General features: G+C 73.6%; 25 protein-coding genes. 11 read left to right on the forward strand and 14 right to left on the reverse strand.

What is annotated here, in order from left to right:
* Positions 1-131: 131 nt before the first annotated feature.
* From H1226_RS13755 to H1226_RS13780, 6 genes are all read left to right on the forward strand, one after another.
* Positions 132-452 carry a hypothetical protein gene (locus H1226_RS13755; RefSeq protein WP_258341069.1) on the forward strand — a complete coding sequence of 107 codons (321 nt, stop codon included), beginning with the start codon at positions 132-134 and terminating at the stop codon, positions 450-452.
* Between the two features lie 133 nt (positions 453-585).
* Positions 586-1,386, forward strand: a complete 801-nt coding sequence (locus H1226_RS13760; protein WP_258341070.1) for a putative protein N(5)-glutamine methyltransferase — start codon at positions 586-588, stop codon at positions 1,384-1,386.
* Between the two features lie 134 nt (positions 1,387-1,520).
* The gene (locus H1226_RS13765; RefSeq protein WP_258341071.1) at positions 1,521-2,588 is read left to right on the forward strand and encodes a s-methyl-5-thioribose-1-phosphate isomerase; all 1,068 of its coding nucleotides are present in this window, start codon (positions 1,521-1,523) and stop codon (positions 2,586-2,588) included.
* A complete protein-coding gene (gene mtnC, locus H1226_RS13770; protein ID WP_258341072.1) occupies positions 2,585-3,304 on the forward strand; it encodes an acireductone synthase in 720 nt (239 codons plus the stop codon). Before H1226_RS13765 ends, mtnC begins: the two co-directional genes overlap by 4 nt.
* On the forward strand, positions 3,301-3,936 hold the full coding sequence (gene mtnB / locus H1226_RS13775; RefSeq protein WP_258341073.1) for a methylthioribulose 1-phosphate dehydratase: 636 nt from the start codon (positions 3,301-3,303) through the stop codon (positions 3,934-3,936). Before mtnC ends, mtnB begins: the two co-directional genes overlap by 4 nt.
* A gap of 13 nt (positions 3,937-3,949) precedes the next feature.
* Positions 3,950-4,522, forward strand: coding sequence for a 1,2-dihydroxy-3-keto-5-methylthiopentene dioxygenase (locus tag H1226_RS13780; RefSeq protein ID WP_258341074.1), 573 nt, complete (start codon positions 3,950-3,952; stop codon positions 4,520-4,522).
* A 194-nt stretch (positions 4,523-4,716) separates the two neighbouring features.
* Here the strand turns inward: H1226_RS13780 and H1226_RS13785 are convergent, their stop codons facing one another.
* The 5 genes from H1226_RS13785 to H1226_RS13805 all read right to left on the reverse strand — a co-directional run bounded on the left by H1226_RS13785 (position 4,717) and on the right by H1226_RS13805 (position 9,579).
* On the reverse strand, positions 4,717-5,895 hold the full coding sequence (locus tag H1226_RS13785) for a macrolide family glycosyltransferase (RefSeq protein WP_258341075.1): 1,179 nt from the start codon (positions 5,893-5,895) through the stop codon (positions 4,717-4,719).
* A gap of 152 nt (positions 5,896-6,047) precedes the next feature.
* Positions 6,048-7,199, reverse strand: a complete 1,152-nt coding sequence (locus H1226_RS13790) for an RtcB family protein (RefSeq protein WP_258349412.1) — start codon at positions 7,197-7,199, stop codon at positions 6,048-6,050.
* Positions 7,200-7,500: 301 nt separating this feature from the next.
* Positions 7,501-7,959: a DUF6314 family protein gene (locus H1226_RS13795; protein WP_258341076.1), complete on the reverse strand. Its 459-nt coding sequence runs from the start codon at positions 7,957-7,959 to the stop codon at positions 7,501-7,503.
* Positions 7,956-8,645 carry a histidine phosphatase family protein gene (locus H1226_RS13800; RefSeq protein WP_258341077.1) on the reverse strand — a complete coding sequence of 230 codons (690 nt, stop codon included), beginning with the start codon at positions 8,643-8,645 and terminating at the stop codon, positions 7,956-7,958. Before H1226_RS13800 ends, H1226_RS13795 begins: the two co-directional genes overlap by 4 nt.
* Before the next feature lie 103 nt (positions 8,646-8,748).
* The gene (locus H1226_RS13805) at positions 8,749-9,579 is read right to left on the reverse strand and encodes an undecaprenyl-diphosphate phosphatase (RefSeq protein WP_258341078.1); all 831 of its coding nucleotides are present in this window, start codon (positions 9,577-9,579) and stop codon (positions 8,749-8,751) included.
* Positions 9,580-9,940: 361 nt separating this feature from the next.
* Between H1226_RS13805 and H1226_RS13810 the strand changes: the two genes are divergently transcribed.
* The 3 genes from H1226_RS13810 to H1226_RS13820 all read left to right on the forward strand — a co-directional run bounded on the left by H1226_RS13810 (position 9,941) and on the right by H1226_RS13820 (position 11,552).
* On the forward strand, positions 9,941-10,915 hold the full coding sequence (locus H1226_RS13810; RefSeq protein ID WP_258341079.1) for a YncE family protein: 975 nt from the start codon (positions 9,941-9,943) through the stop codon (positions 10,913-10,915).
* Complete coding sequence (locus H1226_RS13815) at positions 10,912-11,184, forward strand: DUF5703 family protein (protein ID WP_224960547.1); 273 nt, start codon at positions 10,912-10,914, stop codon at positions 11,182-11,184. Before H1226_RS13810 ends, H1226_RS13815 begins: the two co-directional genes overlap by 4 nt.
* Positions 11,185-11,390: 206 nt before the next feature.
* Positions 11,391-11,552 carry a hypothetical protein gene (locus H1226_RS13820; RefSeq protein WP_224960549.1) on the forward strand — a complete coding sequence of 54 codons (162 nt, stop codon included), beginning with the start codon at positions 11,391-11,393 and terminating at the stop codon, positions 11,550-11,552.
* 38 nt (positions 11,553-11,590) lie between these two features.
* Here the strand turns inward: H1226_RS13820 and H1226_RS13825 are convergent, their stop codons facing one another.
* Positions 11,591-12,250, reverse strand: coding sequence for a TetR family transcriptional regulator (locus H1226_RS13825; RefSeq protein WP_258341080.1), 660 nt, complete (start codon positions 12,248-12,250; stop codon positions 11,591-11,593).
* A gap of 138 nt (positions 12,251-12,388) precedes the next feature.
* Between H1226_RS13825 and H1226_RS13830 the strand changes: the two genes are divergently transcribed.
* The gene (locus tag H1226_RS13830) at positions 12,389-13,546 is read left to right on the forward strand and encodes an acyl-CoA dehydrogenase (RefSeq protein WP_224969010.1); all 1,158 of its coding nucleotides are present in this window, start codon (positions 12,389-12,391) and stop codon (positions 13,544-13,546) included.
* A gap of 46 nt (positions 13,547-13,592) precedes the next feature.
* Here the strand turns inward: H1226_RS13830 and H1226_RS13835 are convergent, their stop codons facing one another.
* Positions 13,593-14,069, reverse strand: coding sequence for a YkvA family protein (locus H1226_RS13835; protein WP_224960553.1), 477 nt, complete (start codon positions 14,067-14,069; stop codon positions 13,593-13,595).
* Between the two features lie 149 nt (positions 14,070-14,218).
* Here H1226_RS13835 and murJ point away from each other — a divergent pair, with 149 nt between their 5' ends.
* Positions 14,219-15,835 (forward strand): murein biosynthesis integral membrane protein MurJ, encoded by a 1,617-nt coding sequence (gene murJ / locus H1226_RS13840; RefSeq protein ID WP_258341081.1) that lies wholly within the window; start codon positions 14,219-14,221, stop codon positions 15,833-15,835.
* A 10-nt stretch (positions 15,836-15,845) separates the two neighbouring features.
* On the opposite strand, the gene H1226_RS13845 is transcribed toward murJ, so the two are convergent.
* The 7 genes from H1226_RS13845 to H1226_RS13875 all read right to left on the reverse strand — a co-directional run bounded on the left by H1226_RS13845 (position 15,846) and on the right by H1226_RS13875 (position 26,504).
* The gene (locus H1226_RS13845) at positions 15,846-16,568 is read right to left on the reverse strand and encodes a type 1 glutamine amidotransferase (protein WP_224960556.1); all 723 of its coding nucleotides are present in this window, start codon (positions 16,566-16,568) and stop codon (positions 15,846-15,848) included.
* On the reverse strand, positions 16,565-17,968 hold the full coding sequence (locus tag H1226_RS13850) for a MurT ligase domain-containing protein (RefSeq protein WP_258341082.1): 1,404 nt from the start codon (positions 17,966-17,968) through the stop codon (positions 16,565-16,567). The genes H1226_RS13845 and H1226_RS13850 overlap by 4 nt, the downstream gene beginning before the upstream one ends.
* A gap of 52 nt (positions 17,969-18,020) precedes the next feature.
* Positions 18,021-18,215 (reverse strand): hypothetical protein, encoded by a 195-nt coding sequence (locus H1226_RS13855; protein WP_224960560.1) that lies wholly within the window; start codon positions 18,213-18,215, stop codon positions 18,021-18,023.
* 489 nt (positions 18,216-18,704) lie between these two features.
* Positions 18,705-21,038, reverse strand: a complete 2,334-nt coding sequence (locus tag H1226_RS13860) for an ABC transporter permease (RefSeq protein ID WP_258341083.1) — start codon at positions 21,036-21,038, stop codon at positions 18,705-18,707.
* Between the two features lie 30 nt (positions 21,039-21,068).
* The gene (locus H1226_RS13865) at positions 21,069-23,396 is read right to left on the reverse strand and encodes an FtsX-like permease family protein (protein WP_258341084.1); all 2,328 of its coding nucleotides are present in this window, start codon (positions 23,394-23,396) and stop codon (positions 21,069-21,071) included.
* Positions 23,397-23,469: 73 nt separating this feature from the next.
* Positions 23,470-25,806 (reverse strand): ABC transporter permease, encoded by a 2,337-nt coding sequence (locus H1226_RS13870; RefSeq protein ID WP_258341085.1) that lies wholly within the window; start codon positions 25,804-25,806, stop codon positions 23,470-23,472.
* Complete coding sequence (locus H1226_RS13875) at positions 25,803-26,504, reverse strand: ABC transporter ATP-binding protein (RefSeq protein ID WP_258341086.1); 702 nt, start codon at positions 26,502-26,504, stop codon at positions 25,803-25,805. Before H1226_RS13875 ends, H1226_RS13870 begins: the two co-directional genes overlap by 4 nt.
* Between the last annotated feature and the right edge of the window lie 101 nt (positions 26,505-26,605).

Here is a 26,605-nt window from a genome sequence, read left to right on the forward strand (position 1 = left end):
TCGTCGGAGAACTGCCCCTCGATGCGGCACCGGCACCGTCCGCCTCCCCCGGCCCCGCCCGTCCGGCGGCGCGCCCGGAGGACTTCCTGCCCCGCCCGGATGCGCCGGCGCCGAGGCCGGATCGAGTCGAGGTGACCCAGCCCTACATCCCGGCGATCCGGGAAGAGCGGCCGGAGTTCGCCAAGCGGCTCAATCCGGACCCACCGGCCGCGCGGGCGGGCACCATCGAGGAGGTGCCACCGAAGTCCCCGTCCGGCACGCTCGCCGACCTCATCCCGGTGACCCCGCCGGAGGCCCCCGCGGCCCCGCCGGTCCCGGACACCGCGGCCGCGCCGCCCGCGAAGGTCCCGCCGCGGCAGCCGGCCAAGCGCCGCAGCCTGGCGCGCAGGGTCGTGCGCCGCATCATCGGCCCGGACCTGCTGCGCAAGGACCCGCCGAAGAAGCGCCGCTGACGTTCTTCCCCGACGCGGCGGTCGAGCCCGAACCCGGTGCTCGGCCGCCGCGTCGTCGCGTGCGCGGCCACCGGCCGCCCGCTCCCCGCGGGATCCTCGGAAGGTCCCACCGCGCACCTCCGGAGGTCGCCCGTTGTCCCAGCCATCCCCGTCGTCAACGGCGGACCGGTTCGACCAGGTCGTGGCCCGGTTGCGGGCGGCGGGCTGCGTGTTCGCCGAGGACGAGGCCCGGCTGCTGCTGGCGGCGGCCGCCGACCCGGGCGACCTCGCCGAGCTGGTGCGGCGGCGGGCCGAGGGCCTGCCGCTGGAGCAGGTGCTGGGCTGGGCGGAATTCCTCGGGCTGCGCATCGCGGTCGAGCCGGGCGTGTTCGTCCCGCGGCGGCGCACCGAACTGCTCGCCCGCGAGGCCATCGACGCCGCCCGCGCCGCCGGCCCGGAACCGCTGGTGGTGGACCTGTGCTGCGGCTCCGGCGCGGTCGGCGCCGCCGTGCTGGCGGCCGTGCCCGCGGCGGTGGTGCACGCCGCCGACATCGACGCGGCCGCGGTGCGCTGCGCCCGCCGCAACCTGCCCCCGGAGCGGGTGCACGCCGGTGACCTGGGCCGGGCGCTGCCCGCGGCGCTGCGCGGCCGGGTGGACGTCCTGGCGGTCAACGCGCCCTACGTGCCGACGGCGCGGATCCCGCTGATGCCGCCGGAAGCGCGCGACCACGAACCGGCGACCGCCCTCGACGGCGGGGACGACGGGCTCGACCTGCACCGGCGGGTCGCCGCCGCCGCGCCCGCCCTGCTCGCCCCCGGCGGTGTCCTGCTCATCGAGACCAGCACCGAGCAGGCCGCGGGAACGGCCGCGGCGATGACCCGGCACGGCCTGCTCCCGCACACCACCGAGGACCCGGACGTGGCGGGCACCGTGGTCCGCGGCAGCACCCGCTGACCTCGCCCGATGCGGAAACGCATGCGCATCCGGCAGTCCCGGGATCTGGAAGAAGTTGCGCCACCGGGGGGTCGCCTCAGTAATCTGAGCGATCTGATCTTCCACCGGTCGACGACTATCCACAGAGGACGCAGATGCCGTTGATCACCGACCCGGCGACCCCGCCGGTGCTGGCCGACAGCGTTCGGCTCGCCGACGACGGCGTGCACCTGCTGGACCGCCGGGTGTTCCCGTTCGAACGCACCTGGGTGCACGCCCGCGACGTCGAGCAGGTCGCCCGCGCCATCGAGGACATGGTCACCCAGTCCAGCGGCCCGTACTTCGCCGCGCTGTGGGGCCTCGCGCTGGCCGCCCGCCACGCCGCCGCCGACGCGCCCGACCAGGTCACCGAGCGGGTCCGCGCGGCCGCGGACCGGCTCATCGCCACCCGGCCCACCAACGACCACCAGCGGCTCGCCGCGGCGTTCGTGCTCGACGCCGTCGACGCCGCCCGCGCCCGCGGCGAGGACTCCCCGGCGGAACTCGCCGCCGCCGCGCTGGCCGGGGCGCGCGCCGGGGACGCCGACTACCGGGGGCGCAGCCGCGCCATGGGCGAGGCCGCCGCGCGGCTGCTGCCCGACGGCGCCCGGGTGCTCACCCACTGCTGGGGCGACCTGTACCTGACCGAGACGGTCGCCGCCGCCCAGCGCGCGGGCAAGGAACTCACCTTCTACTGCACCGAAACCCGCCCCTACCTGCAAGGCGCCCGGCTCACCGCCGAAACCCTCGCCGAGATGGGCGTACCCACCACGCTGATCACCGACGGCATGGGCGCTTCGCTGTTCAGCCGGGGCGAGGTGGACGCGCTGATCACCGCCAGCGACCGGGTCACCCTCGACGGGCACGTCGTCAACAAGGTCGGCACGCTGCAGCTCGCCGTCGCCGCGCACGCCTTCGGCGTGCCGTACCACGCGCTGTGCCACGAGCCGGACCCGAAATCCCCCACCGCGGCGGACGTGCCGATCGAGCACCGCGACGGCGACGAAGTGCTGCACACCCTCGGGCGGCGCACCGCCAGCGAACGCGTCCGGGGCCACTACCCCGCGTTCGACGTGACCCCGCCCCGGTTCGTCACCACCGTCGTCACCGACCGGGGCCCGTTCGCCCCCGGCGCGCTCGCCGGGTACGAGCACCCCACCCACGACCAGGGGGAACAGGAATGACCGAACCGGTAGCGGCCCGCTGGGTCGTCATCGACATCGAAGGCACGGTCACCCCGACCAGCCAGGTCCGCGAAGTGCTCTACGACTACGCCCGCCCCAGGCTCGGCCCGTGGATCGACGAGCACCCCGACGACCCGGAGGTCGGCGCCGCGGTCGCCGACGTGCGCGCCGAAGCGGGCCTGCCCGCCGACGCCGGCACCGACGCGGTCGTGGCGGTGCTGCACGCCTGGATGGACGCCGACCGCAAGGCCACCCCGCTCAAAACCCTGCAGGGCCTCATCTGGCGGCAGGGCTACGCGGACGCGGAGCTGACCACCGAGCTGTTCCCCGACGTCGTCGGCGCCCTGCTGCACTTCCACGACCAGGGCGCGGGGCTGGCCGTGTTCTCCTCCGGGTCGGTGGCCGCGCAGATCGCGTCGTTCTCGCACACCGGCGACGGGGACCTGCGGCACCTGTTCCAGCACCACTTCGACACCACCAACGCCGGGCCCAAGCGGGAGGCGCGCTCCTACCGGGCGATGACCGAAGTCCTCGGCACCGACCCCGGTGACGTGCTGTTCGCCTCCGACGTGCCCGCGGAACTCGACGCCGCCGCCGAAGCCGGGTGGCGCACCGTCGGGCTCGCCCGGCCCGGCGAACCGTTCGCCGACGCCGACTTCGGCACGCACCGCGCCGTCACCACCTTCGACGACATCAGCATCGAGGTGCCCGCATGAGCGCCCCCATCACCGCCGGGGAGCTCGACGCCGCCGGGGCCGCGCTGGCCGCGGAATCCGCGCGGTTCGCCGGGCTCGGCTGGATGCGCGGCACCTCCGGGAACCTGTCGGTCACCTTGCGCACCGACCCGCTGCGGCTGGCGGTCACCACCAGCGGCCGGGACAAGGGCGAACTGACCCCGCAGGACGTGGTGGTCGTCGACGCGGCCGGCGCCGCCGTCCCCGACCAGCCGCGGCCCGGCCGGCGGCCGTCCGCCGAAGCCGGGCTGCACGCGCGCGTCGCCGCCCGCGCCGGAGCGGGAGCCGTGGTGCACGTGCACGTCATCGCCCCGGTGCTCGCCGCCGCCCGTTGGCCCGGCGGAATCGTGCTGCGCGACCTGGAGATGCTCAAAGGGCTCGGCCGCAGCGCCCACGACGACGAGGTGACCGTGCCGGTCGTACCCAACGGACAGGACATGACCTGGCTCGGCGACCGCTTCGACGAGGTCTTCGACCCGGCGACCCCGGCGCTGGTCGTCGCGGGCCACGGCGTGTACGTGTGGGGCGACGACCTCGCCCAGGCGCGGCACCGCACCGAATGCCTGGAGTGGTTGACCTCGTTCGCCCTCGCCGCCGACCAGCACACCTCGTGAACAGGAGAACCGCATGACCCTGCTGACCGTCTGGGACGACACCGACCCGGGCACCGCCACGCTGCGCACCGAGGACCCCGCCGAGATCGGTGGCGTCCTCAAGGAGTTCGGGGTCCGCTTCGAACGCTGGCAGCTGCGGGAGCTGCCCGCCGACGCCACCTCCGAGCAGGTCCTCGACGCCTACCGGTCCGAAGTGGACCGGGTCATCGACAGCGAGGGCTACATCAAGGTCGACGCGATCGCGATGCGGCCCTCCGCCGACCCCGAATGGCCGGCGAAGGCCAAGGCCGCGCGGGAGAAGTTCCTGTCCGAGCACACCCACGACGACGACGAGGACCGGTTCTTCGCCCGCGGCGCCGGGGTGTTCTACCTGCACCTCGACGGCAAGGTGTACGCGGTGCTGTGCGAGGCCGGGGACCTGCTCAGCGTCCCCGCCAACACCACGCACTGGTTCGACATGGGCACCAGCCCCGACTTCGTGTCCATCCGCTTCTTCCACGACGACGACGGGTGGATCGGCGAGTTCCTCAACACCGACACCGCCGAGAAGTTCCCCACCTTCGACGACCTGATGGCCGGTCGCTGACGGTCCGCTTCCCGTCGGGAGCCGGGCCGGGTGGCGGAACCTCAGCGGTGCCCTCGCGAGGGCACCGCTGAGAAACCGCGGGCGGGTGGCCGGCCGCGCAGCACCTCCGCCGCCGGGAGGGGAATCCGCCGCGCGAGGCCGTGGGTGCACGGCCCGGCCGGTCCTGCCGGACCGGTGGGCCGTTCACCCGCGGGTCAGCGGCAGGCGTTCTCGATGACGTCCGCGCCCGCGACGGGGCCGCCGGCGGCGGCGATGTCGGCGCGCATGCCGGCCAGGTTGGCCCTGATGTCCTCGTCGGAGGCGACGGCCTCCACCGCGGCGAACACGCTCTGCGCGGTGATCTCCTCCTCCGGCAACCTGCGGCCCAAGCCCAGTTCGGTGACGCGGTCGGCGTTGGCGGCCTGCTCCATCATCTGCGGGACGCCCACCATCGGGACCCCGTAGGCCAGCGCCTCCATCGTCGACCCCATCCCGTTGTGCGTGACGAACGCCGAAGCGCGCCGCAGCACCCCCAGCTGCGGGAACGAGGGCCGCACGTCGAAGTTCGCCGGGATCTCACCGAGCTCGGCGACGTCCACCACACCGCCGATGGACATCGCGACCTGCCAGCGGGTGCCGCCGAAGGCCTCCAGGAACGTGCGGTACAGGTCCGGGCGGTCGTTGAACCCGGTGCCCAGCGAGATGAACAGCAGCGGTGCCTGCTCGTCGGCCGGGGTGTAGTCCTGCTCGGCGCGGCTGCCCAGGCACGGGCCGACGAAGTGGAAGCCGTCGTCGAAGGTCTCCCCGCCGAACTGGAACGACTTCGGCAGGAACACCACGCTGTCCGCACCGGGTACCGGGCGCATCGGGAACTGGTCGCCGGAGAGCCCGTACTCCTCGCCGAGCTCCTGGAACAGCGCGGCCGCCTTCACCAGCGCCGGGTGCTGCGGGTCGAAGTCCGCGGGCACCGACCGCTGCTGCAGCGACACCTGCTCGTTCGCGGCGAAGCTGGGTACCAGCGGGACGATCGGCACGTCCAGCTTCTGCGCGAGCAGCCGGCCCGCCGGGGTGAGCATGTCGACGCACACCACGTCGGGCCGGTCCGCGGAGAACCGCTCCAGCAGCACCGGCAGCGCGTTGCGGCTCTCCCCGTGCAGGTACTCCAGCATCCCGGCCATCACGTCGACGGTCATCTGCATGCCGGGCCGCACCGACGGCAGCGTCGAGGGCATCTCGACCCCGTCGGCTCCCGCGGCCTCCACCAGCTCGAGCATGCTCTGCCCGGTGGCGTAGCTGACCCGGTTGCCGCGCCGGGTGAGCTCCTCCACCAGCGGCAGGGTCGGGTTGATGTGCCCGTGGCCGGGCACGGTGACCACGGCGATGTGCTTGTTCACGATTCCCCTAGCGATCGGTATCGGCCGCTCGGCCCGCACCGGTCCAGTCTGCCCGTCCCCGCTCGGCGAGGTGCGCGGGGAGCCGTGCGGTGATCGTCACACCGCGCGTGCTCCCGACATCGGATGGTCACTGCGCTCGCCCGCCGCGGCGATCAGCCCTTCACGCAGACGACCTGCTTGAGGTGGGCGACGACGTCGACGAGGTCGGTCTGCGCCCGGATCACCTCGTCGATGTCCTTGTAGGCGGACGGGATCTCGTCGACCACGCCCGCGTCCTTGCGGCACTCCACCCCCGCGGTCTGGGTCGCCAGGTCGGCGGCGGTGAACGTCCGGCGCGCCTTCGACCGCGACATCGCCCGCCCCGCGCCGTGCGAGGCGGAGGTGAACGACTCCGGGTTGCCGAGGCCGCGCACGATGAACGATCCCGTCCCCATGCTGCCCGGGATGATCCCGAGTTCGCCGCTGCCCGCGCGGATGGCGCCCTTGCGGGTCACCAGCAGCGGCACGCCGCCGTAGGTCTCCTCGGCGACGTAGTTGTGGTGGCAGGAGATCGGCTCGTCGAACCGGGTGCCCGGCACGGTGGCCGCCAGCGCCCGCTGCACCAGCGACACCAGCACCGCCCGGTTGCGCCGCGCGTACTCCTGCGCCCAGAACAGGTCGCGCCGGTAGGCCGCCATCTGCGGGGTGCCCGCCACGAACACCGCCAGGTCCCGGTCCGGCAGGTCGGCGTTGTGCGGCAAGGACTTCGCCACCTCGATGTGCCGCTCGGCGAGCTCCTTGCCGATGTTGCGGGAACCCGAGTGCAGCATCAGCCACACCCGGCCCTCGTCGGTGCCGCCCTGCTCCAGGCACACCTCGATGAAGTGGTTCCCGCCGCCGAGGCTGCCCAGCTGCCGCAGCGCCCGCTGCCGCCTGCCGCGCACCCCGTCGTGCAGCTCCTCGAAGCCGCCCCAGAACCCGTCCCAGCCCGATTCGCCGGCCACCCGGCCGGTGTCCACCGGTTCGTCGTGCATCGCGAACCCGACCGGCACCGCCGATTCGATGCGCCGCCGCAGCCGGCCGAGGTCGTCGGGCAGGTCCGCGGCTCGCAACGAGGTGCGCACCGCGCTCATCCCGCAGCCGATGTCCACCCCGACCGCGGCCGGGGACACCGCGTCGCGCATCGCGATGACGCTGCCGACCGTCGCGCCCTTGCCCAGGTGCACGTCCGGCATCACCGCCAGCCCGTGCACCCACGGCAGGTCGGCGATGTTGCGCAGCTGGGCCATCGCCGCGTCCTCCACCCGGGACGGGTCCGCCCACATCCGGATGGGCACCCCGCTGCCCGGCACCACGCTGACCACCACGACCTCCTAGGAAGAACCGCCACCGGACCCGACGGGTCTCCGGGGCGGGAAGACGAAGAACCCGGGCCGCTCGGGCCCGGGCACCAGCACGCGAGAACGACGGGCGTCAGCGGACGCCACGACGCGCGGGCAGGACGGGACACGAGCGGATTCGCCACCGGACCGGCGCCACGCGACCACCTCCCGCGCGCTCGAACGACTCGTCGATCATGCGGTGCGGCTTCGCCGGGCCGCAACCGAATTTCGGCGCGGCCGGGCCTCACGCCCGGGTGAACTCGGTGGTCAGGACGTGGGCCTTCGCCGGGCCCGCCACGTGCCAGCGCTGCCACCAGGAGCCGGGGCCGTGCACCGCGTACTCGCCGCGGTAGAGGTCGGCCCGGCACGGGTGCTCCACCCGCCAACGCCCGGACCGCAGGTCCAGGTCGTGGAAGTAGCCGCCGTGGTCGAAGTGCACCGACGCGGTGGCCGGGTCGACCAGCCGGTAGTGCAGCGTCCGCTGCGCCGGACCGCGGTGCGCGCCCAGCTCCAGCTCCCCGGTCTCGCGGTACACGAGCTCGCCGGACCCGGCGGTGAACTCCGCTTCGCCCGCGAAACCGCCCAGCCGCACGCCCGCGTCGTCGGCTATGTCGCGCCGCAGCACCCACCGGCCCGCGAAGTACTCCGCCAGGTCCGGGACGGGAACCGGGGCGAGGTCCGGGACCGGGAGCGGCTCGGTCACGCCGAGGCGCCGGTGGAGCCGCCCACCACCGCGTCCGAGGACGCGGCCTCCTTCGGCGGCAGCAGGCCGGACACGTCCGAGCCGGTGTCGTTGACCTTGAGCACGAACGGGCGGGTCTCGGTGTAGCGCACCACGCTGATCGAGCACGGGTCGACGACGATCCGCTGGAACCCGTCCAGGTGCACGCCCAGCGCGTCCGCCAGCACCGACTTGATCACGTCGCCGTGCGAGCAGACCGCCCACACCGCGTTCGCCCCGAACTCCGCCGACACGCGCGCGTCGTGCTCGCGGATCGCGGCGACCGCCCGCGCCTGCACGTGCGCCAGACCCTCCCCACCGGGGAACACCGCCGCGGACGGGTGCTGCTGCACCACCGACCACAGCGGTTCGGCGGTCAGCTCGGAGATCTTCCGGCCGGTCCAGTCGCCGTAGTCCACTTCGGAGAGCCGCTCGTCCACCACCGGTGCCAGCTCGCGGGCCGCGGCGAACTCCCGCACCGTCTCGCCGCACCGCTGCAGCGGGGAGACCACCAGCGAGGAGATCGGCACCTCCGCGAGCCGCCCGGTCAGGCCCGCCGCCTGCGCGTTCCCCGCGGTGTCCAGGCCCACGCCCGGGCTGCGCCCGGCCAGCACCCCCGAACCGTTCGCCGCCGACCGTGCGTGCCTGAGCAGGATGAGTGTCGCCACGGAAACCGAGGGTAGGCCCCGCCGCGGACCGCGCCGAACCCCACCCGAGCACGACGGTGGCCCGGCGCCGCGCGGGCACCGGGCCACCGGGGGCCGAGCACGATCAGGGCTGCATGACGCCGAGCCCGAGCAGCGCGAACACCAGCAGGCCCAGCCCGATCCGGTACCAGACGAACAGGTACACGCTGTGGCGCTCCACGAACCGCAGCAGCCACGCGATGCACGCGTAGCCCACCAGGCCGGCCACCAGCGTCGCCACGATCATCTGCGCACCCGAGGGCTGCAGGCCGGGACCACCGCCCTCGAACACGTGCGGGATCTCCGAGAGGCCCGCCGCGAACACCGCGGGGATCGCCAGCAGGAACGAGAACCGCACCGCCGTCGGCCGGGTCAGCCCCAGCGACAGCCCGGCGGTGATCGTGCCACCGGAGCGCGACACCCCGGGGATCAGCGCCAGCGCCTGCGCCAGTCCCATCAGCACGCCGTCGCGCAGCGTCAGGCCGTCCTGCGACCGCCGCTGCCTGCCGAACCGCTCCGCCAGCCCCAGCAGCACGCCGAAGACGATCAGCATCGCGCCGGTCACCCACAGGCTGCGCAGCGCCCCGCGGATGTAGTCCTGGAACAGCAGGCCCAGCACCCCGATCGGGATGCTGCCCACGATCACGTACCACGCCAGCCGGTAGTCCTGGGTGCGCCGCACCTCGGCGTCGACCAGGCCGCGGAACCACGTGCCGATCAGCCGGACGATGTCCTTGATGAAGAAGATGACCACGGCCAGTTCGGTACCGATCTGCGTCACCGCCGTGAACGAGGCGCCCGCGTCATCGCCGAAGAACAACTCCGAGACGATCCGCAGGTGCCCCGACGACGAGATCGGCAGGAACTCGGTCAGACCCTGGACCACGGCGAGCACCATGGCCTGCAACCACGACAACTGAACCCACTCCAGTGCTGTGAGAGATGAATCGGGCCCGCACCGGTTCCGCGACCAGGGCGACGCCTCGTCCTGAGCGCAAATCTTGCATCACCGCCCGCACCTGCCCCGTCCCGCCCCACCGCAGCGGCCACCAGCGACGACCCGCCCACCGAGCCCCGGCGTCGCCCCCGCTGGCGGAGACGAACTCTCGGCGAACGCGTCGTGAACGCCATCGGCGCCGGACGGGGCCTGGCCCACCGCCGGTGACGGGTGCGATGCTGGGTGGTCACCCGGGGGTGGGCGGCCGAGCACCACGGCAAATCAGGGATCCTGGAGGGGTCACCGCCCGAACCGCGGGCGCACGCACCTGGAGGGCCCCTTGCGCCGACTGGTCGCCGCCTGCCTCACCGCCACCGTGCTCACCGGCTGCGGTGGTGTCGGCGCCGACGATCCGCTGCAGGTCACCGACACGCTCACCGCCGCCGAACCGGCCCGCGCCCCCGACCAGCCCGCCCGGCCCGCGGGCACCGTGGTGCCCGCCCCGCCGACTGCGCTGAGCGCGTTCCTGCCCGGCGCTTCGACGTTGGCGACCGCGCACGAGCGCACCGTGTCCCTCTACGACGCGCGCGACCTGCGCCGCGCTCCGCGCACGGTGCGGCTGCCCGCGGCGCCCGCGACGTTGCGCGCCACCCCGGACGGGAAGCTGCTGGCCGCCCAGCCCGACGCCGACCTGGTCGCCCGCATCGATCCGGCGACCGGGACCGCCGAGCAGCTGCGCTACCCGGGCCGTCCGCTGGACGCCGCGCTCGTTCCCGGTGGGCTGGCGGTGGCGTTGGAGGCCACCGGCAGCGTCGCGCTGCCCGGCGGGAAGCAGGCCACCGGGTTCAAGCGGCCCGCGGAGCTGGTCGAGCTCGGCGGGCGGCTGCACGTGCTCGACGTGCTGGCGACCTCGTTGACGCCGGTCGACCCGGCCACCGGGGAGAAGGAACCCGCGCTGCGGGCGGGCACCGGCGCCACGCACGTGGCCGCCGACCGCTACGACCGGGTGCTGGCCGTGGACACCCGCGGGCAGGAGCTGCTGGCCTTCGCCACCGATCCGCTGATCATGAAGCAGCGCTACCCGGTGCCCGGCGCGCCCTTCGCCCTGGCCTACGACCCCGGCCGGGACCTCGCGTGGATCACGCTGACGGCGAGCAACGAGCTCGTCGGCTACGACGTCGCGGGCGGGGAACCGCGGGAGGTGCACCGGGTGCCGACCGTGCGGCAGCCGAACTCGGCGGCCGTGGACCCCGCTACCGGAGCAGTGTTCGTCGCCTCGGCAACCGGGGCAGGAATGCAGGTGGTGACGCCATGAGCGAAGAACGGGACCCCGAAACCTCTTCCGAGCCCGCCCCCGCCGGCCGCGGGGCGCGGGAGAGCGGCTTCTCCGACGAGAAGTGGGACTACCGGCCGCTGCGGCTGCCGCCGGGCATCACCCGGCTCAGCGCCGCCACCCAGCTGAGCATCCACGCCGAGTTCTCCGGGTGGGAGCTGTCCCGGGTGCTGCTCTACTCCGACGGCACCCGCAAGGTGTGGCTGCGCCGCCGCCGGAGCACCCCGGGCGTACCGGAGCTGCGCACCTGATCGGTCGCCCGTCGGGTGGGTGAGCCGGTATCGGCGGTCTCCGGTCTTCGCGGGTTCCTGACGCGTTCCTGATGCGTCGGCCGTGCCGTGTGGCGGGTCCGTTCCGGTGGACTGAAGATATCGACGGCGTGGTGGGAGTGCGATCTGCGCCACTCCCCAGGACCATCGGCCATACCCTCCCGACACCCGACGAACAGGAGCACGACGTGGAACCCGCCGAGCACAACCCGGCCGACCAGTTCGACCCGCCGCGCGCGAGCGTGCAGACGCTGCTGCCCGAGGCCGCCGTTCCAGGACAGCACCGCGGGCAGTGGCCCGGTGAGCTCGACGACGCCGACGAGAGCCACCTGATCCGCGGCTACGACTGACCGAACCCGGTCCCCGGCCCGGGACCGCCCGCCACCGGCTACGCGGGTGCGCTCCCCACCCGGTCGTCCAGCGCGGCGCCGAGGGTTCCGGGCCAGGTCGCGGCCATGCCGCGCACTCCTGCCAGCGCGGCGTGCAGCCTGCCGCGCGCGTCGAGCTCGGCGCCGCTCTTGAGCCATTCCCGCAGCACCTGGTTGTGCGCGGCGACGACGGCGGCCGCCGCGACCGCCGCGCGCAGCGCCGCGTCCGGTTCGCCGTCGTAGCGGCCGCGCAGGTAGCGGGTGAACGCCCGCTGGTAGTCGTCGGTGCTGGCGATCTCCTTGGCCCGCAGCGACGGGACCTGCCTGGTCAGCGCGAAGCGCTGCAGCGACACCGCGGGGTCGGCCAGGTAGGTCTCCAGCACCGCTTCGGCGGCCCGGCACACCGCGGGCAGCGGTTCCTCGCCGCCGGCCTGCTCCAGCAGCTCGGCCACGTCGGCCAGCCGCTCCTCGTGGTCGCCGAACACGGCGTCCTCCTTGGAGCGGAAGTACCGGAAGAAGGTGCGCCTGCCGACCCCGGCGGCCTCGGCGATCTGGTCGACGGTGGTGGCTTCGAACCCGTTCGCGGCGAACAGGTCCAGCGCGGCCGACGACACGGTGCCGCGGATCCGGCGGCGGCCCTGCGGGGTGCGGCCTGCGCGCGGCCGCGGCTGCTCGGACATGGCCGAAATATACCCACCCGATTGAGAGTGGCACTCCGTGCCGTTAGGATTCCGGCGACCGAGGGCGCGGCGCCACACCCGCACCCGGATCCGGCGATCACCACGGCCCCAGCGCAACGCTGGAGACGGGAGGCAGCAGTGAACCCGAACTTCGAGACCTACCGGCTCAACGACGAGCACGACGCCCTGCGCGAGGCGGTGCGCGCCCTCGCCGAGAAGGAGATCGCCCCGCACGCCGCCGAGGTCGACGAGCAGGAGCGCTACCCGCAGGAAGCGCTCGACGCCCTGGTCAAGGCCGGGTTCGCCGCCGTGCACGTGCCCGAGGCCTACGGCGGCGAAGGCGCCGACTCGGTCGCCACCTGCATCGTCATCGAAGAGGTCGCCCGCGTCTGCGCCTCCTCCTCGCTGATCCCCGCGGTGAACAAGCTCGGCACCATGCCGATCATCCTGTCCGGCTCCGAGGACCTGAAGAAGAAGGTCCTCGGCGACCTCGCCGCGGGCACCGCCACCGCCTCCTACGCGCTGTCCGAGCGCGAAGCCGGCTCCGACGCCGCCGCCATGAAGACCCGCGCCCACCGCTCCGGCGACGACTGGGTCCTCAACGGCAGCAAGTGCTGGATCACCAACGGCGGCGTGTCCAGCTGGTACACCGTCATGGCCGTCACCGACCCGGACAAGAAGGCCAACGGCATCAGCGCCTTCGCCGTGCACAAGGACGACCCGGGCTTCGTCGTCGGGCCCAAGGAGAAGAAGCTCGGCATCAAGGGCTCGCCCACTGTCGAGCTCTACTTCGAGGACGCCACCATCCCCGGCGACCGCATCATCGGCGAGCCCGGCACCGGCTTCAAGACCGCCCTGGCCACCCTCGACCACACCCGGCCCACCATCGGCGCCCAGGCCGTCGGCATCGCCCAGGGCGCTCTCGACCAGGCGCTGGCCTACGTCAAGGAGCGCAAGCAGTTCGGCAAGTCCATCAGCGACTTCCAGGGCGTCCAGTTCATGCTCGCCGACATGGCCATGAAGGTCGAAGCCGCCCGCCACATGGTCTACGTCTCCGCGGCCCGCGCCGAGCGCGGTGAGGGCAACCTCGGGTTCATCTCCGCCGCCGCGAAGTGCTTCGCCTCCGACGTCGCCATGGAGGTCACCACCGACGCCGTGCAGCTGTTCGGCGGCGCCGGCTACACCCGCGACTTCCCGGTGGAGCGCATGATGCGCGACGCCAAGATCACCCAGATCTACGAGGGCACCAACCAGATCCAGCGCATGGTGATGTCCCGCGCCCTGCTCAAGGGCTGACCGCCCCCGCCCGTGGCCCCCGGTACCGCCGGGGGCCACGGCGCGTTCACGCCTCGCCCGCGTCCTCGTCGTCGGTCTCCCGCGCCAACTGGTTGCCCGCCTCCGCGTACAGGCTCGTCAGCAGCCACGCCCCCACCCCGATGTCATCGGTGATGCCCACCAGCGGCAGCAGGTCCGGCACGAAATCCAGCGGCCAGATCAGGTACAGCACCCCCGCCAGCCACAGCACCGTCTGGTAGCGCGGCACCGCCGCGGGCCGGCCGCGCCACGGCGCCGCGACCATCGACGGGATCGCCCGCAACCGCCGCACCGGACCACCCGTGCCCGGCGCCGACCGGTGCGCCCGCCGCGCCGCCCGCACCGGGGCGAGCCTGCGCCGCACCAGCGCGACCAGCCCGGCGATCACCACGCCGATGCCCGCCGCGATCAGGCCGCCCGGCACCAGCCAGCCCTGCCCGCTCCAGTCCCCGACCACGAGCGCCACCACACCGGCCAGGACGAGCACTCCACCAACGGCGATCATCACGAACACCCCTCACGAGCACGGGAACCGGCACCAGCCTGCCACGAGCCGCCGCGCAGCCCCGATCACCCGCCCGGTCCGACCGGCACGCGAGCCACCACGATCCGTGCCACAGTCGCCGAGGGCCGGGCGGACAGCAGGGGGGCACCGTGGTCGAACAGGCCGAACCGACACGTCGGCAACCGTCGCTGGCCCGCGCGGGCGGCACCATGGCCGTGGCCACCGTCGTCAGCCGGATCACCGGACTCGCCTCGAAGGTCGTGCTCGTCGCCGTCCTCGGCCTCGGCATGGTCAACGACTCCTACACGGTCGCCAACACGCTACCGACCGTCGTCAACGAACTGCTCCTCGGCGGCGTTCTCACCAGCGTCGCCGTCCCGCTGCTGGTGCGCGCCCAGCAGCGCGGCGAACGCGACGGCGAGCAGTACGCGCAATGGCTGATCACCACGGGTGGGGTGCTCATGGCGGGGGCCACCGTCGTCGCCGTCGCCACCGCACCGCTGCTGACCGCGCTCTACCTCGGCGCCCACACCCGCGCCAACACCGCGCTGACCACCGCTTTCGCCTACCTGCTGCTGCCGGCGATCCTCTTCTACGGCCTGTCCGCGCTGCTGTCGGCGGTGCTCAACGCCCGGCACGTGTTCGGCCCGCCCGCCTGGGCGCCCGTGGTCAACAACCTCGTCGTGCTCACCACGGCCGGGGTGTTCGTGCTGCTGCCCGGCACCATCACCCTCGACCCGGTGCGCATGGGAGAACCGAAGCTGCTCGTGCTCGGCATCGGCACCGCGCTCGGCATCGTCGCGCAGAGCCTCGTCGTCGCCGTCTCGCTGCGCCGCACCGGTTTCCGCTACCGCTGGCGGTGGGGCTGGGACCACCGGCTCGGCGAGTTCGCCTCGCTCGCCGGGTGGGTCGTGCTCTACACGCTGATCAGCCAGTTCGGCATGATCGTCACCACCCGCGTCGGCGCGCAGGGCACCGAGGGCAGCGTCGCCACCTTCACCTACGCGTGGCTGCTGTCCCAGGTCCCCTACGGGGTGCTCGGGGTGTCGCTGCTGACCGCGCTCATGCCGCGCATCAGCCGCTCCGCCACCGACCCCGACACCCGCGCGTTCGTCGCCGACCTGTCGCTGGGCACCCGGATGAGCGGGGTGCTGCTGCTGCCGATCAGCGCGCTCATGCTCGTCGCCGGGGGCTCGCTGGGCATCGCGTTCTTCTCCCTCGGCAACAACGGCATCGCCGCCGCCGACCGGCTCGGCGCCACCATCGGGGTGTGCGCGCTGGGCATCGTGCCGTTCGCGATCACCATGCTGCAGCTGCGCGCCTTCTACGCCATGAAGGACGCCCGCACGCCCACCGCCATCAACCTGATCATGGTCGTGTTCCGGTCGGGGCTGTGCTACCTGTTCCTGGCCACCACCGACCCGGAGGACCTCGTCGTCGGCGTCGCGCTCGCCATGTCGCTGAGCTTCGCCCTCGGTGCGCTGGTCGGGCAGCTGTGGCTGCGGGCCCGCGTCGGCGGCGTCGACACACGCCGCACCGCGGGGAGCCTGCTGCGCGCGCTCGCGGTCACCGCGGTGGCCTGCGGCTGCGCCCTCGCCGCCGACCGGGCCGTGCACGCCGCGCTCGGCGAGACCGGTGCCGTGGCCGGTGCGTGGATCACGCTCGTCGTGGACGGCGTCGTCGTGCTCGCCGCGAGCTTCGGCGGCCTGCTGCTGGTGCGCGCCCCCGAAGTGCAACCGGTGCGCGAAGCGCTGCGCCGGCGCTGAGCGCGCAGGCTCACTTCGGGTTGCGCGCCCGCACCCGGGTGCGCTCCACCCGCAGCGCCGCCAGTTCCTCCGGTTCCGCGATCGGCTGCAGCGGCGCCCCCATCGCCCACTCCAGCAGCAGGTCCGCCAGCGCCGGGTTCCGCGCGAGGATCGGGCCGTGCAGGTAGGTGCAGACCACGTGCCCGCGCACCGCGCCCTCCGCGCGCTCGTGCCCGTTGCCGGTGCCCCGGGTCACCCGCCCCAGCGGGACCGAACCCGCACCGAGCCTGGTGCGGCCCAGGTGGTTCTCGAAGCCGGTCAGCATCCCCACCCCGGCCAGCACCGAGTTCGCCGTCACCTCCCCGATCGCGCGTTCCCCGGCGGGTTCGGTGACCGCGTCCACCAGACCCAGGCCCTCGTGGCGCACTCCGTCGCCGGTGGTGAACTCGGTGCCCAGCAGCTGCAGGCCCCCGCAGATCCCCAGCACCGGCACCCCGCGCGCCGCCGCGCGCTGCAGGCCGGGCGAACGCGACAGCACCCGCATCGCCGCGGTCTGCGCCACGTCCTCACCGCCGCCCAGCAGGTACACGTCGCAGGACTCCGGCACCTCCGGGGCGGAGGACAGCACCGTCACCGTCTCGCTCGGGATGCCCCGCCACGCCAGCCGCTGCTCCAGCACCAGCACGTTCCCGCGGTCCCCGTAGGTGCCCAGCAGGTCCGGCAGCAGCAGCGCGATCCGCACGCCCCCGCTCATCGGGTCACGCTCCGGGCCAGCAGGTCGCGGAAGGCGGTGTAGTTCGCGATCACGTCCGGTTCGGCCCCGCTGCGGCCCAGCGCGTCCTGCGGGGTGCCCACCACCTCGCAGCGCACCCCCGCGTACCGCAACCGCACCGCCAGGTCCAAGCCCCGTTCGCCGGTCACCAGCACCGCCCTCCCGCGCAACGACTCGAAGTCCACGTCCCACAGCCAGGAGACGTCGTAGCCGTCGGCCTCCCTGCTGTTGACCACCAGCACCAGCGGCCGGTCGTGCCCGGAGACCAGGTCGAGCATCTCCAGCCAGCTCGCCGGGTTCTTCGCCAGCAGCAGCCGCACCACCCGGTCGTCGAGCAGCACGGTGGCGTAGCGGCCGCTGGCCTGGCGCAGGTCGGCGATCCGGGCCAGCACCCGGTCCGGGTCGCAGCCGAGTTCGGCGGCGGCGGCGACCGCGAAGGTGGCGTTGATCCGGTTGACGTGCCCGGGCAGCTGCAGGCTCAGCTGCCGCGCCCGCCCGTCCGGGCCGAGGACCGCGTCCGCGGTGACCGTCCAGTCCGCCTCGGGGCGGGCCAGGCCGCACTCGCAGCGCCACGGACCGTCGAGGTCGGTGATGCACGCGCCACAGCGCGGGCAGTTCGACGCGTCGTGCATCCAGCGCGCCCCGCCGGACACCCAGGTCACCCCGGGGTGCCCGGCGGCGACGGAGACGATGTTCGGGTCGTCGCGGTTGGCGACGACGCGGGTCCGCGGCACGCGTTCCAGCGCGGCGCGCAGGCTGCGCTGCACGGTGCGGATCTCCCCGACGCGGTCCATCTGGTCCCGGCTGAGGTTGAGCAGCACGATCACCGACGGCGCGAACTCGGCGGTGACCTGGGCGAGGTGCAGTTCGTCCACTTCGAGGGCGGCGAACGGCGCGGACAGGTCGGTCATCAGCGCGGCGACGTGCCCGTCGAGCATGTTCGCGCCGGTGACGTTGCTGGTGGCGGTGCCGCGGCTGCGCAGGGCTTCGGCGACCAGTGCGGTGGTGGTGGTCTTGCCGTTGGTGCCGGTGATCATGACGATGCGCCGGCCCGCGGCGAGCCTGCCGAGCAGGCCGGGTTGCAGGCTCAGCGCCAGCCTGCCGCCGATCATGCCGCCGCTGCCCAGGCGCAGCCGCCGGGACATGCCTGCGACGACGCGGCCCGCGCCGACGGCCAGCGAGGTGCGCAGCGGCCTGCCGGTGGCGGGTCCGCCGGGATGCGGCGGGGCGATCACCCGCCACGGCGGGACCGCGGCCGGGTCGGTGGGCGTCGCGTCGTCGGCCGCGCGGGGCGGCGGCGGGACCCCCTCGCCCGCCGCGGTCCGCTCGCCGTCGGGCTCCGCGGTCTCGCCCTGCTCGCCGTCCCTTCTGGTTCCGGTCATTCGTCACTCCCCCTTGACGAACAGCGGTGCGGTGGCCGGTGCCCGGCTCACCTCACTGCCGCGGGACCAGGGGATCGACCAGGTCCGGCCTGCTCACCGCCCTCGCCCGCCGCTTCGACAGTGTGGCCCGGCGCCGCCGATACAGCGCGACGAATCCGAGCAGGCCACCGGCGGTCAACGTCAGCGCACCGACCTGCCCGTGGGTCTGCAGCGATTCGGCGAGCACCACCTGATGTGCGGGGAACACGACTCCTCGGCACCTCCCTCCCCGTGTCGGCTGAGCCGGGTTTCCGGCGTGGCCCCCATGGTCGGAGCGCGTCGGTCACGGACCGGTGCCGACATGCCGGAGCGTCACCCGGCCGGGCTGCACGTTCCGGTCGTGCGCGGCGAGCTCGGTGCCGCGGTCTCGTCCGGCGATCAGGCGTCGCGGCTCACTAGGGTCGTCACCGCGTCCGGTGCCGGGACCGCCGGACGCGGTGACGCGCTGGGGACCGGGGAGTCGTGCGATGACCGAGTACTGGGTGCTGTTCGTGCTGGGGGCGGTGGTGTTCGGCGGGGTGTGGTGGACGGCGTGGGACATCCGGTCGGACCTGCGGCGCAGGCGGCTGAAGTGACCCGGTCTCCCGGCGGCCGAGGGCGACGGCCTCGGGTCGTCGAACGCGCGCAGCGGGTCGTTCCCGCAGCCGCTGAGCTGCCGACCACCTGATCAACGGCCTCCGGCGAGCCGCGAAGAGAGCTATTCGACGTGGAGGCCGTCGCTGTTCATGGCTTTGGACAGGGTGGGTGCGGTCAGTGCGGTGACGACGAGCACCGACACCGCGGCGAAGGCCAGCACCGCGGCGGTGCCCGGCAGGTCCAGCGCCGGGATCTCGGCGAAGTCCGTCACGTAGATCAGCACGCCCAGCCCGTACCCGGCGGGCACCGCGATCGCGGTGGCCAAGAGCATGGGTACGGCGTTCTGCAGGAAGGCCGACCACACGAGCGTGCTGCGCTTGGCCCCCACCGCACCGAGCACGGCCATCGGGCGGGCGCGTTCGTGGATCTGTTCGACGGCGGTGACCAGCAGGCTGCATCCGATCAGCGAGAACACCACCAGAGCTCCCGCCAGCAGCCCCGTCTTCACCAGCTGGAGCGTGGCGGTCGGCACCACGGGCCCCGCCGCGACGGTGTCGGAGACCTCCCCTTGTTCCAGGGTCGCCTCGACGAGGTTGCGGATGCGTTCGACGAGGTCCTGCGGGGTCGTCGCCGCCAGCTCGATCCGGATGTCCACGTTGCGCGGCTCCAGCGGGATGCCCGTCGCCGCGGCCGGTGTGATCAGCAGGCCCGCGGGCGTGAGCATGTTCCGTTCGGCGTTGCGCGGTTGCGTCGGACGCAGCGGCGGAACCGTCCAGGAGGCCCCGGAGCCGGGAGTCTCGGCGCTGGAGCCTCCTGGCGAGCCGACCGTCCACGTTTCGCCGGTGCGCGGCGGTTCGCCCTCGCCGTCGCTGCCCGCGGACGCGGCGAAGGTGTCGCCGTCCCGGCAGTCGGGGGCCATGCCGAGTCGGGTGATCAGGTCGCAGTCGGCGATCACCGCGTACGTCGAGCGGTCCGGTCCGGCCTGGAGGGTGATCTGGTGGTGGCCGCTGACCGCGACCACTCCGGGCAGCGCGGCCAGTTCGGTGCGCAGCTGCTGCAGCCCGTCCCGGCCGGAGCGGTCCTCGCGGCCGGAGATCGACGCCGTCCGCGGCTCCGACGGGTGCTCTGCGACCTGCTGTTCGAGGGAGGCGAGCATGGTTTGGAGGGCGATGATGCCGGTGACGACGACGGCGATGGCGCTGACGGAGCGGGCGGCGGTGCCGCTGGTGAGCTGCAGGCGGCGCAGCGCTAGTTGCCAGGCCACCGGGCCGGCGTGTCCGCGCCGGGCGACGTTCTCCACGATCCAGGGCAGCAGCAGCGGCACCGACAGCAGCACCAGCGCCACCGCGAGGACCACCAGCGCGCCCCAGACGTTCGAATCCCAGCCCAGCGGCATGCGCGACACCACCAGACCGGCGATGCCCAGCACCAGCGCCGCCGCGCCCGGCCACAGCCTGCGGCGGATCGGCGTGGCCTGGCGCACCGAGCGCAGCGGGTCGTGCACGGCGCCGCGCAGCGCGGCCAGCGAGATCAGCACGGTGAGCGCCGGAACCCCCGCGGTGATCAGCACCGCCGGCCACCACACCGGGGTGATGTCGGAGACGAACACGGACACGAACGACGTCTCGAACCGGGAGAACGCGAGGTGCCCGGCGAGGAACAGCGCCCAGCCCGCCAGCACCCCGGTGCTCGCGCCGACGAGCGCTTCCCCGGAGGCGATGCGGCGTACCTGCCAGGCGCTGGCGCCGACCAGGCGCAGGGCGGCGAGTCTGCGTTGGCGGGCGGCTTCGGCCAGCCTCGTCGTGCTGATCACGAACACCACGACCGGCAGCAGCAGCGCGCAAGCGCCGATCAGCACCAGCAGCCAGGTCGACTCCCCGTACGAGGGCGGCCGGTAGGTCTCACCGAAGTGGTCGACGACCCGGATGCTCGCGGCCTGCTCGGTCAGCCCGGACGCACCACCGTAGTAGTGCAGCTCTCCCGGTGTGAGCAGTCCGTCGTCGCCGATGGTGCCGGTGATGGTGCCGGGCAGGCGTTCGCGCAGCAGTGCGGAGTCGGGTCGGGCCAGCAGGTCGGCCAGCGCCGGGGACACGATCAGCTCTCCCACGGCCGGGTAGTGGTCCAACCCGGCGGGCAGCGGCGCGTCGGGGCGCTGCGGCTGCAGCAGCCGCCCGGTGATGCGCTGCCCCCGGAACGTCGTGCTGTCGTGCAGTCCCAGGACGGCGGTGGAGGCCGCGGGCTCGGTCTCGTAGGTGAGCTCCATGTGGCGGCCGGCGGTCCGCTCCGCGTGCCGCTCCAGCCACGTGGGCAGCGACGCGCTGATCAGGAGGACGAGCACGCCGATGCCGATGCCGACGGTCATCAGGGCGAGGCGCCCCCACGGGGTGTTGCGGTCGCCGACGGCGAGCCGTGCGCCCAGCACCAGGTCTGCGGTCCAGGTGCGGATCCTGCTCATCGTGCGCGGTCTCCTCGGCGTCGGTGACGGCTATTCGGTGTGGAGCCCGTCGGGGCTCATGGCCTTGGACAGGGCGGGGGCGGTCAGTGCGGTGACGACGAGCACCGACACGGCGGCGAAGGCCAGCACCGCCGCCATCCCCGGCAGGTCCGGGGCGATCAGGAGTTCGGACTGCGACGCCAGGGCCAGCGTTCCCGTGGCGTAGCCGATGGGAACCGCCGGCACCAGCGCGAGCAGCATCGGTACGGCGTTCTGCAGGAAGGCCGACCAGACGAGGGTGCTGCGCTTGGCCCCCACCGCACCGAGCACGGCCATCGGGCGGGCCCGTTCGTGGATCTGCTCGGCGGCGGTGACCAGCAGGCTGCACCCGATCAGCGAGAACACCACCAGGGCCCCTGCCAGCAACCCCTGTCCGAGCAGCCGGATCGCGGCCAGCGATTCCTCGACGCCGGTCCAGTTCGCCGCGCCGACGGTCGGTTTCCGCAGGTTCGCCGCGGCGGCGTTGCGGATGTGCTCGACCAGGTCCGGTGGCGCGTCGGCTTCGAGGTCGACGCTCATCACCGCGGTACGCGCCTCCATCGGGACCGCGGTGGCCGCGGCCGGGGTCAGGACCAGGTCGTAGCCGTTGAACTCGGCGGTGCCCCGGCCGACGAGGCGCCCAGGCGGAACAGGCCAGTCCACCGTCTCCGGGCCGGTGCCCGCCGCGTTCGAGTGCGGCGTGGCGATCCGCCACGGGCGGCCTTCCTGCGCGCGGACGTCGACGTCGTCGGAGTGCTCGGGGAGGAACACGTCGCCGTCGCGGCACTCGCCCACCGGAACGAAGCGGGTGATCGTGGCGCAGTCGGCGATGCTGATCAGCAGCGAGTCCGCGCCGGAGGCGGCGTTGGCCTCGTGCATCGCGGTCACCGATCGCACTCCGGGCATCGCGGTGATCTCGGCCGCGGTCGCGCTCATCGCGGGCCGCCCGGCCGGGTCCTCGTCGGCGTAGACGTACACCGAGTGCGCGTCGGCCGCTCCGGTGCCGCGCTGCGCGTAGTTCGCCTCGCTGGCGGCGAGCATGGTCTGCAGGGCGATGACGCCGGTGACGACGACGGCGATGGCGCTGACGGAGCGGGCCGCGGTGCCGCTGGTCAGGTGCAGCCTGCGCAGCGCGAGCTGCCAGGCCACCGGGCCCCCGCGGACCCGTTCGGCGAGGGACGCCACACCCCACGGCAGCAGCAGCGGCACCGACAGCAGGATCAGCACGATCGAGACGACCAGCCAGGCCATCCACCAGTCCGTGCTCCAGCTCTGCAAGCGGGCCGTCGCGACACCGAGGATCCCCACCACCAGCGGCACGCACCGCGGCCACAGCCTGCGGCGGATCGGCGTGGCCTGGCGCACCGAGCGCAGCGGGTCGTGCACGGCGCCGCGCAGCGCGACCAGCGAGATCAGCACGGTCGCGGCCGGGACCCCCAAGGTCACCGCCGCGGCCGGCCACCACATCGGGGTGAGGTCGGCGACGAACACCGCCCCGGAGGACGCCTCGAACCGGGAGAGCGCCAGGTGCGCGGCCCCGAACAGGCCCCACCCGGCGAGCACCCCGGTGGTGGCGCCGACGAGGGTTTCGCCGGAGGCGATGCGGCGCACCTGCCAGGCGCTGGCGCCGACCAGGCGCAGTGCGGCGAGCCTGCGTTGGCGGGCGGCTTCGGCCAGCCTGGTCGTGCTGATCACGAACACCACGACCGGCAGCAGCAGCGCGCAAGCGCCCATCGCCCACAGCAGCAGCAGGTCCGGCGTCGAGGTCGGCTTGTCGTCGTAGGTCTCGCCGAAGTGGTCGTCGACGCGGTAGTCGGCGTTCCACCCGGTCAGCCCGGCGGCGCCACCGTAGTAGTGCAGTTCCCCGGGCATGAGCAGTCCGTCGTCGCCGATGGTGCCGGTGATGGTGCCGGGCAGGCGTTCGCGCAGCAGTGCGGAGTCGGGCCGGGCCAGCAGGTCGGCCAGTGCCGGGGACACGATCAGCTCTCCCACGGCCGGGTAGTGGTCCAGACCCGCCGGCAGCGGGGCGTCCGGGCCTCGCGGTTCGAGCAGCACGCCGGAGATCGCGTGCTCGTGGAACGTGGTGCGACCGTCCACACCGAGCACCGCGGCCGGAATGCCCCAGCGGTCGGACTCGGCGTCGGCCAGGTCGCGGGCGGCGGCGCGCTGATCTTTGGCTTCGGCCCAGTTCGGCAGCGCGGTGCTGGCCAGCAGCACGAGCACGCCGATGCCGACGCCGACGGTCATCAGGGCGAGACGCCCCCACGGGGTGTTGCGGTCACCGACGGCGAGACGGATCCCCAGCACCAGGTCCGCGATCCAGCTGCGGATCCTGCTCATCGCCCTGCCTCCTCGGCGGCGTTCGGTTCTCGGTACGGGACGGTCCCCACCCCGGGGCGGGGTGCGGGCGGGACTACTCGGAGTGCAGCCCTTCGGAGCTCATGGCCTTGGACAGGGCGGGTGCGGTCAGCGCGGTGACGACGAGTACCGACACGGCGGCGAAGGCCAGCACCGCCGCCATCCCCAGCAGGTCCACGGCGGGCAGGAGCGTGAACCCCGCCGCCATGAGCACCCCGCCGAGGACGTAACCGACCGGGACGGCGACCACCAGGGCCAAGAGCATGGGTACGGCGTTCTGCAGGAAGGCCGACCAGACGAGCGTGCTGCGCTTGGCTCCGACGGCGCCGAGCACGGCCATGGGGCGGGCGCGTTCGTGGATCTGTTCGACGGCGGTGACCAGCAGGCTGCACCCGATCAGCGAGAACACCACCAGGGCCCCTGCCAGCAACCCGTACTTGACCAGGTTCAACGCGATGCGCGGGTCGGTCCCCTCGGTGTAGCTCTCGTAGATGTCCGGGTTCGGCAGGTGGTGCCAGGCCGCGGTGCGGATCTGGTCGAGCAGCTGCGGTGGCGCGTGCTCGTCGCGCATCACGGTGAGGCTCACCCGGCGGGTCTCCATCGGGATCCCCGCGGCGGCGGCCGGGGTCAGCACCAGGTTCGGCGCGTTGAGCGCCTCGGGCGTGCGCGGGCCTGCGGGGAGCACGGGCGGGACGACCCAGGCGATGGTGCCCGGCCCGGTGGCGTTCGAACCGGACCGGTCGATCTCCCACCGCTCCCCTTCGCGCAGCGGCCGTTGACCTTCTTCGAGTGGGCTGTCCTCGGTGCGGGCGGGTGAGAAGGCATCACCGTCGCGGCACTCCCCGACCTCGATGATCCGGCTGATCGTGGCGCAGTCGGCGATCGCCACCGACGCGGCGGAACGTTCTCCGGAACGCAGGGAAACCGTGTGCTGGGCCGTCACCGAGCGCACCCCGGGCAGCGCGGCGATCTCGTCCCGCGTGGCGCTCAACCCTTCCCGGCCGGTCAGGTCCTCCTGCCCGTAGACGTTCACCTCCGATGTGCTCGTCCGGGTCGTCAGCCGCTGGTACTGCTGTTCGAGGGCGGCGACCATGGTTTGGAGGGCGATGATGCCGGTGACGACGACGGCGATGGCGCTGACGGAGCGGGCGGCGGTGCCGCTGGTGAGGTGCAGGCGGCGGAGTGCCAGTTGCCAGGCGAGCGGGCCGGTGTGCCAGTGTCGGGCGACGTTCTCCACGATCCAGGGCAGCAGCAGCGGCACCGACAGCAGCACCAGCGCCACCGCGAAGACCGGGATCGAGATGCGCAGGTCCGAGGACCCGATCTCGGTCCAGGGAACCGTGACGCCCACCATGCCCAGCACGAGCGGCACCAGCCGCGGCCACAACCGGCGGCGGCGGGGCATCGCCTGGCGCACCGCACCGAGCGGGTCGCCGACCGCGCCGCGCAGCGCGGCCAGCGCGATCAGCACGGTGGACAGCGGAACACCCGCGGTGATCAGCGCCGCCAGCCACCACACGGGCGTGAAGTCGTCGACGAACGCCGAGAAGCCGGCCACCTCGAGCCGGTCCACCGTCCAGTGGCACACCGCGAACAGGCCCCACCCGGCGAGCACCCCGGTGGTGGCGCCGACGAGGGTTTCGCCGGAGGCGATGCGGCGCACCTGCCAGGCGCTGGCGCCGACGAGGCGCAGTGCGGCGAGCCTGCGTTGGCGGGCGGCTTCGGCCAGCCTGGTGGTGCTGATCACGAACACGATGACCGGCAGCAGCAGTGCGCAGGCGCCGATCGACCACAGCATCAGGGTTTCCGGCGTGGAGTTGAACTTGTCGTCGTAGGTCTCGCCGAAGTGGTCGTCGACGCGGTAGTCGGCGTTCCACTCGGTCAGCCCGGTGGCGCCCGCGTAGTAGTACAGCTCTGCCGGCGAGAGCAGTCCGTCGTCGCCGATGGTGCCGGTGACGGTGCCGGGCAGGCGGTCCCGCAGCAGCTCGGTTCCGGGCCGGGCCAGCAGGTCGGCCAGTGCCGGGGACACGATCAGCTCTCCGGCCGCCGGGTAGTGGTCCAGGCCGGCGGGCAGCGGGGCGTCCGGGCGCCGCGGTTCGACGAGCAGGCCCTCCACCGCTTCCCGGCCGAACGCGGTCCTGCCGTCCAAGCCGAGCACCGCTGCCGGGACCTGCGACTGCTCGGCCGTGGCGTGGGCCATGTCGCGGGCGGCGATGCGCTGGTCGCGGGCGTCGAGCCAGTTCGGCAGCGCGGCGCTGGCCAGCAGCACGAGCACGCCGATGCCGATGCCGACGGTCATCAGCGCGAGGCGTCCCCACGGGGTGTTGCGATCGCCGATGGCGAGGCGGATCCCCAGCACCAGGTCGGCGATCCAGGTGCGGGACCTGCTCATCGCGCGGTCTCCTCCGCCAGGGCCGTTCTCCCGTCGCGGATGACGACTTCGCGGTGCGCGTAGGCGGCGACGGTGGGTTCGTGGGTCACCAGCACCACGGCGCTGCCGGATTCGGAGGCGGTCTCGGTGAGCAGCTGCATCACTTCGCGGCCGCCGGTGGAGTCGAGGGCACCGGTCGGTTCGTCGGCGAAGATCACCGACGGGTCGGCGACCAGTGCGCGGGCGAGGGCGGCGCGCTGGCCCTGGCCGCCGGAGATCTCGCCGGGGCGCTTGTCGAGCTGGGCGGTGACGCCGAGCTTGTCGGCCCAGTCGCGGGCGCGGCGCTCGGACTTGCTGCGGGCGGCACCGTTGAGGCGCAGCGGCAGCGCGATGTTCTCCAGCACGCTCAGCTCCGGGACGAGCTGGCCGAACTGGAACACGAACCCGAACTCGGAGCGCCGCAGCGCGCTGCGCTCGTCGTCGGACATGGCGGTGACGTCGCGGCCTCGGAAGCGGACCGTGCCGGATTCGGGGGCGACGACCCCGGCCATGCAGTGCAGCAGCGTGGACTTGCCGGATCCGGAGGCGCCGACGACGGCGACGACCTCACCGGCGTCCACGGCGAGGTCCGCGCCGCGCAGCGCGGGGGTGGCGCCGAAGGAGCAGACCAGATCGGTCCCGGTGAGCATCGATTCGGTGCCGGACCTGGACGCGGTCATGCTGGGGTCTCCTTCTGCGTGCTGCGGGGGCCGGGTGCGACGGCGCGATTCTCCCGGTGGCGCGCCGCGGCGCCGGCGGCGGGTGCTCCCCCGGCCGATCC

The sequence above is a fragment of the Saccharopolyspora gregorii genome (genome assembly GCF_024734405.1).
Classification (GTDB): domain Bacteria; phylum Actinomycetota; class Actinomycetes; order Mycobacteriales; family Pseudonocardiaceae; genus Saccharopolyspora_C; species Saccharopolyspora_C gregorii.

Coding starts and splice junctions, on each gene's coding strand:
- H1226_RS13865 (WP_258341084.1), bottom strand. CDS start 23,396: ATGAGCAGGATCCGCAGCTGGATCGCGGACCTGGTGCTGGGGATCCGT.
- mtnB (WP_258341073.1), top strand. CDS start 3,301: ATGAGCGCCCCCATCACCGCCGGGGAGCTCGACGCCGCCGGGGCCGCG.
- H1226_RS13825 (WP_258341080.1), bottom strand. CDS start 12,250: ATGTCCGAGCAGCCGCGGCCGCGCGCAGGCCGCACCCCGCAGGGCCGC.
- H1226_RS13845 (WP_224960556.1), bottom strand. CDS start 16,568: ATGAGCGGGGGCGTGCGGATCGCGCTGCTGCTGCCGGACCTGCTGGGC.
- mtnC (WP_258341072.1), top strand. CDS start 2,585: ATGACCGAACCGGTAGCGGCCCGCTGGGTCGTCATCGACATCGAAGGC.
- H1226_RS13780 (WP_258341074.1), top strand. CDS start 3,950: ATGACCCTGCTGACCGTCTGGGACGACACCGACCCGGGCACCGCCACG.
- H1226_RS13850 (WP_258341082.1), bottom strand. CDS start 17,968: ATGACCGGAACCAGAAGGGACGGCGAGCAGGGCGAGACCGCGGAGCCC.
- H1226_RS13790 (WP_258349412.1), bottom strand. CDS start 7,199: ATGTGGGCGGACCCGTCCCGGGTGGAGGACGCGGCGATGGCCCAGCTG.
- H1226_RS13860 (WP_258341083.1), bottom strand. CDS start 21,038: ATGAGCAGGATCCGCACCTGGACCGCAGACCTGGTGCTGGGCGCACGG.
- H1226_RS13835 (WP_224960553.1), bottom strand. CDS start 14,069: ATGATCGCCGTTGGTGGAGTGCTCGTCCTGGCCGGTGTGGTGGCGCTC.
- H1226_RS13765 (WP_258341071.1), top strand. CDS start 1,521: ATGCCGTTGATCACCGACCCGGCGACCCCGCCGGTGCTGGCCGACAGC.
- H1226_RS13870 (WP_258341085.1), bottom strand. CDS start 25,806: ATGAGCAGGTCCCGCACCTGGATCGCCGACCTGGTGCTGGGGATCCGC.
- H1226_RS13875 (WP_258341086.1), bottom strand. CDS start 26,504: ATGACCGCGTCCAGGTCCGGCACCGAATCGATGCTCACCGGGACCGAT.
- H1226_RS13815 (WP_224960547.1), top strand. CDS start 10,912: ATGAGCGAAGAACGGGACCCCGAAACCTCTTCCGAGCCCGCCCCCGCC.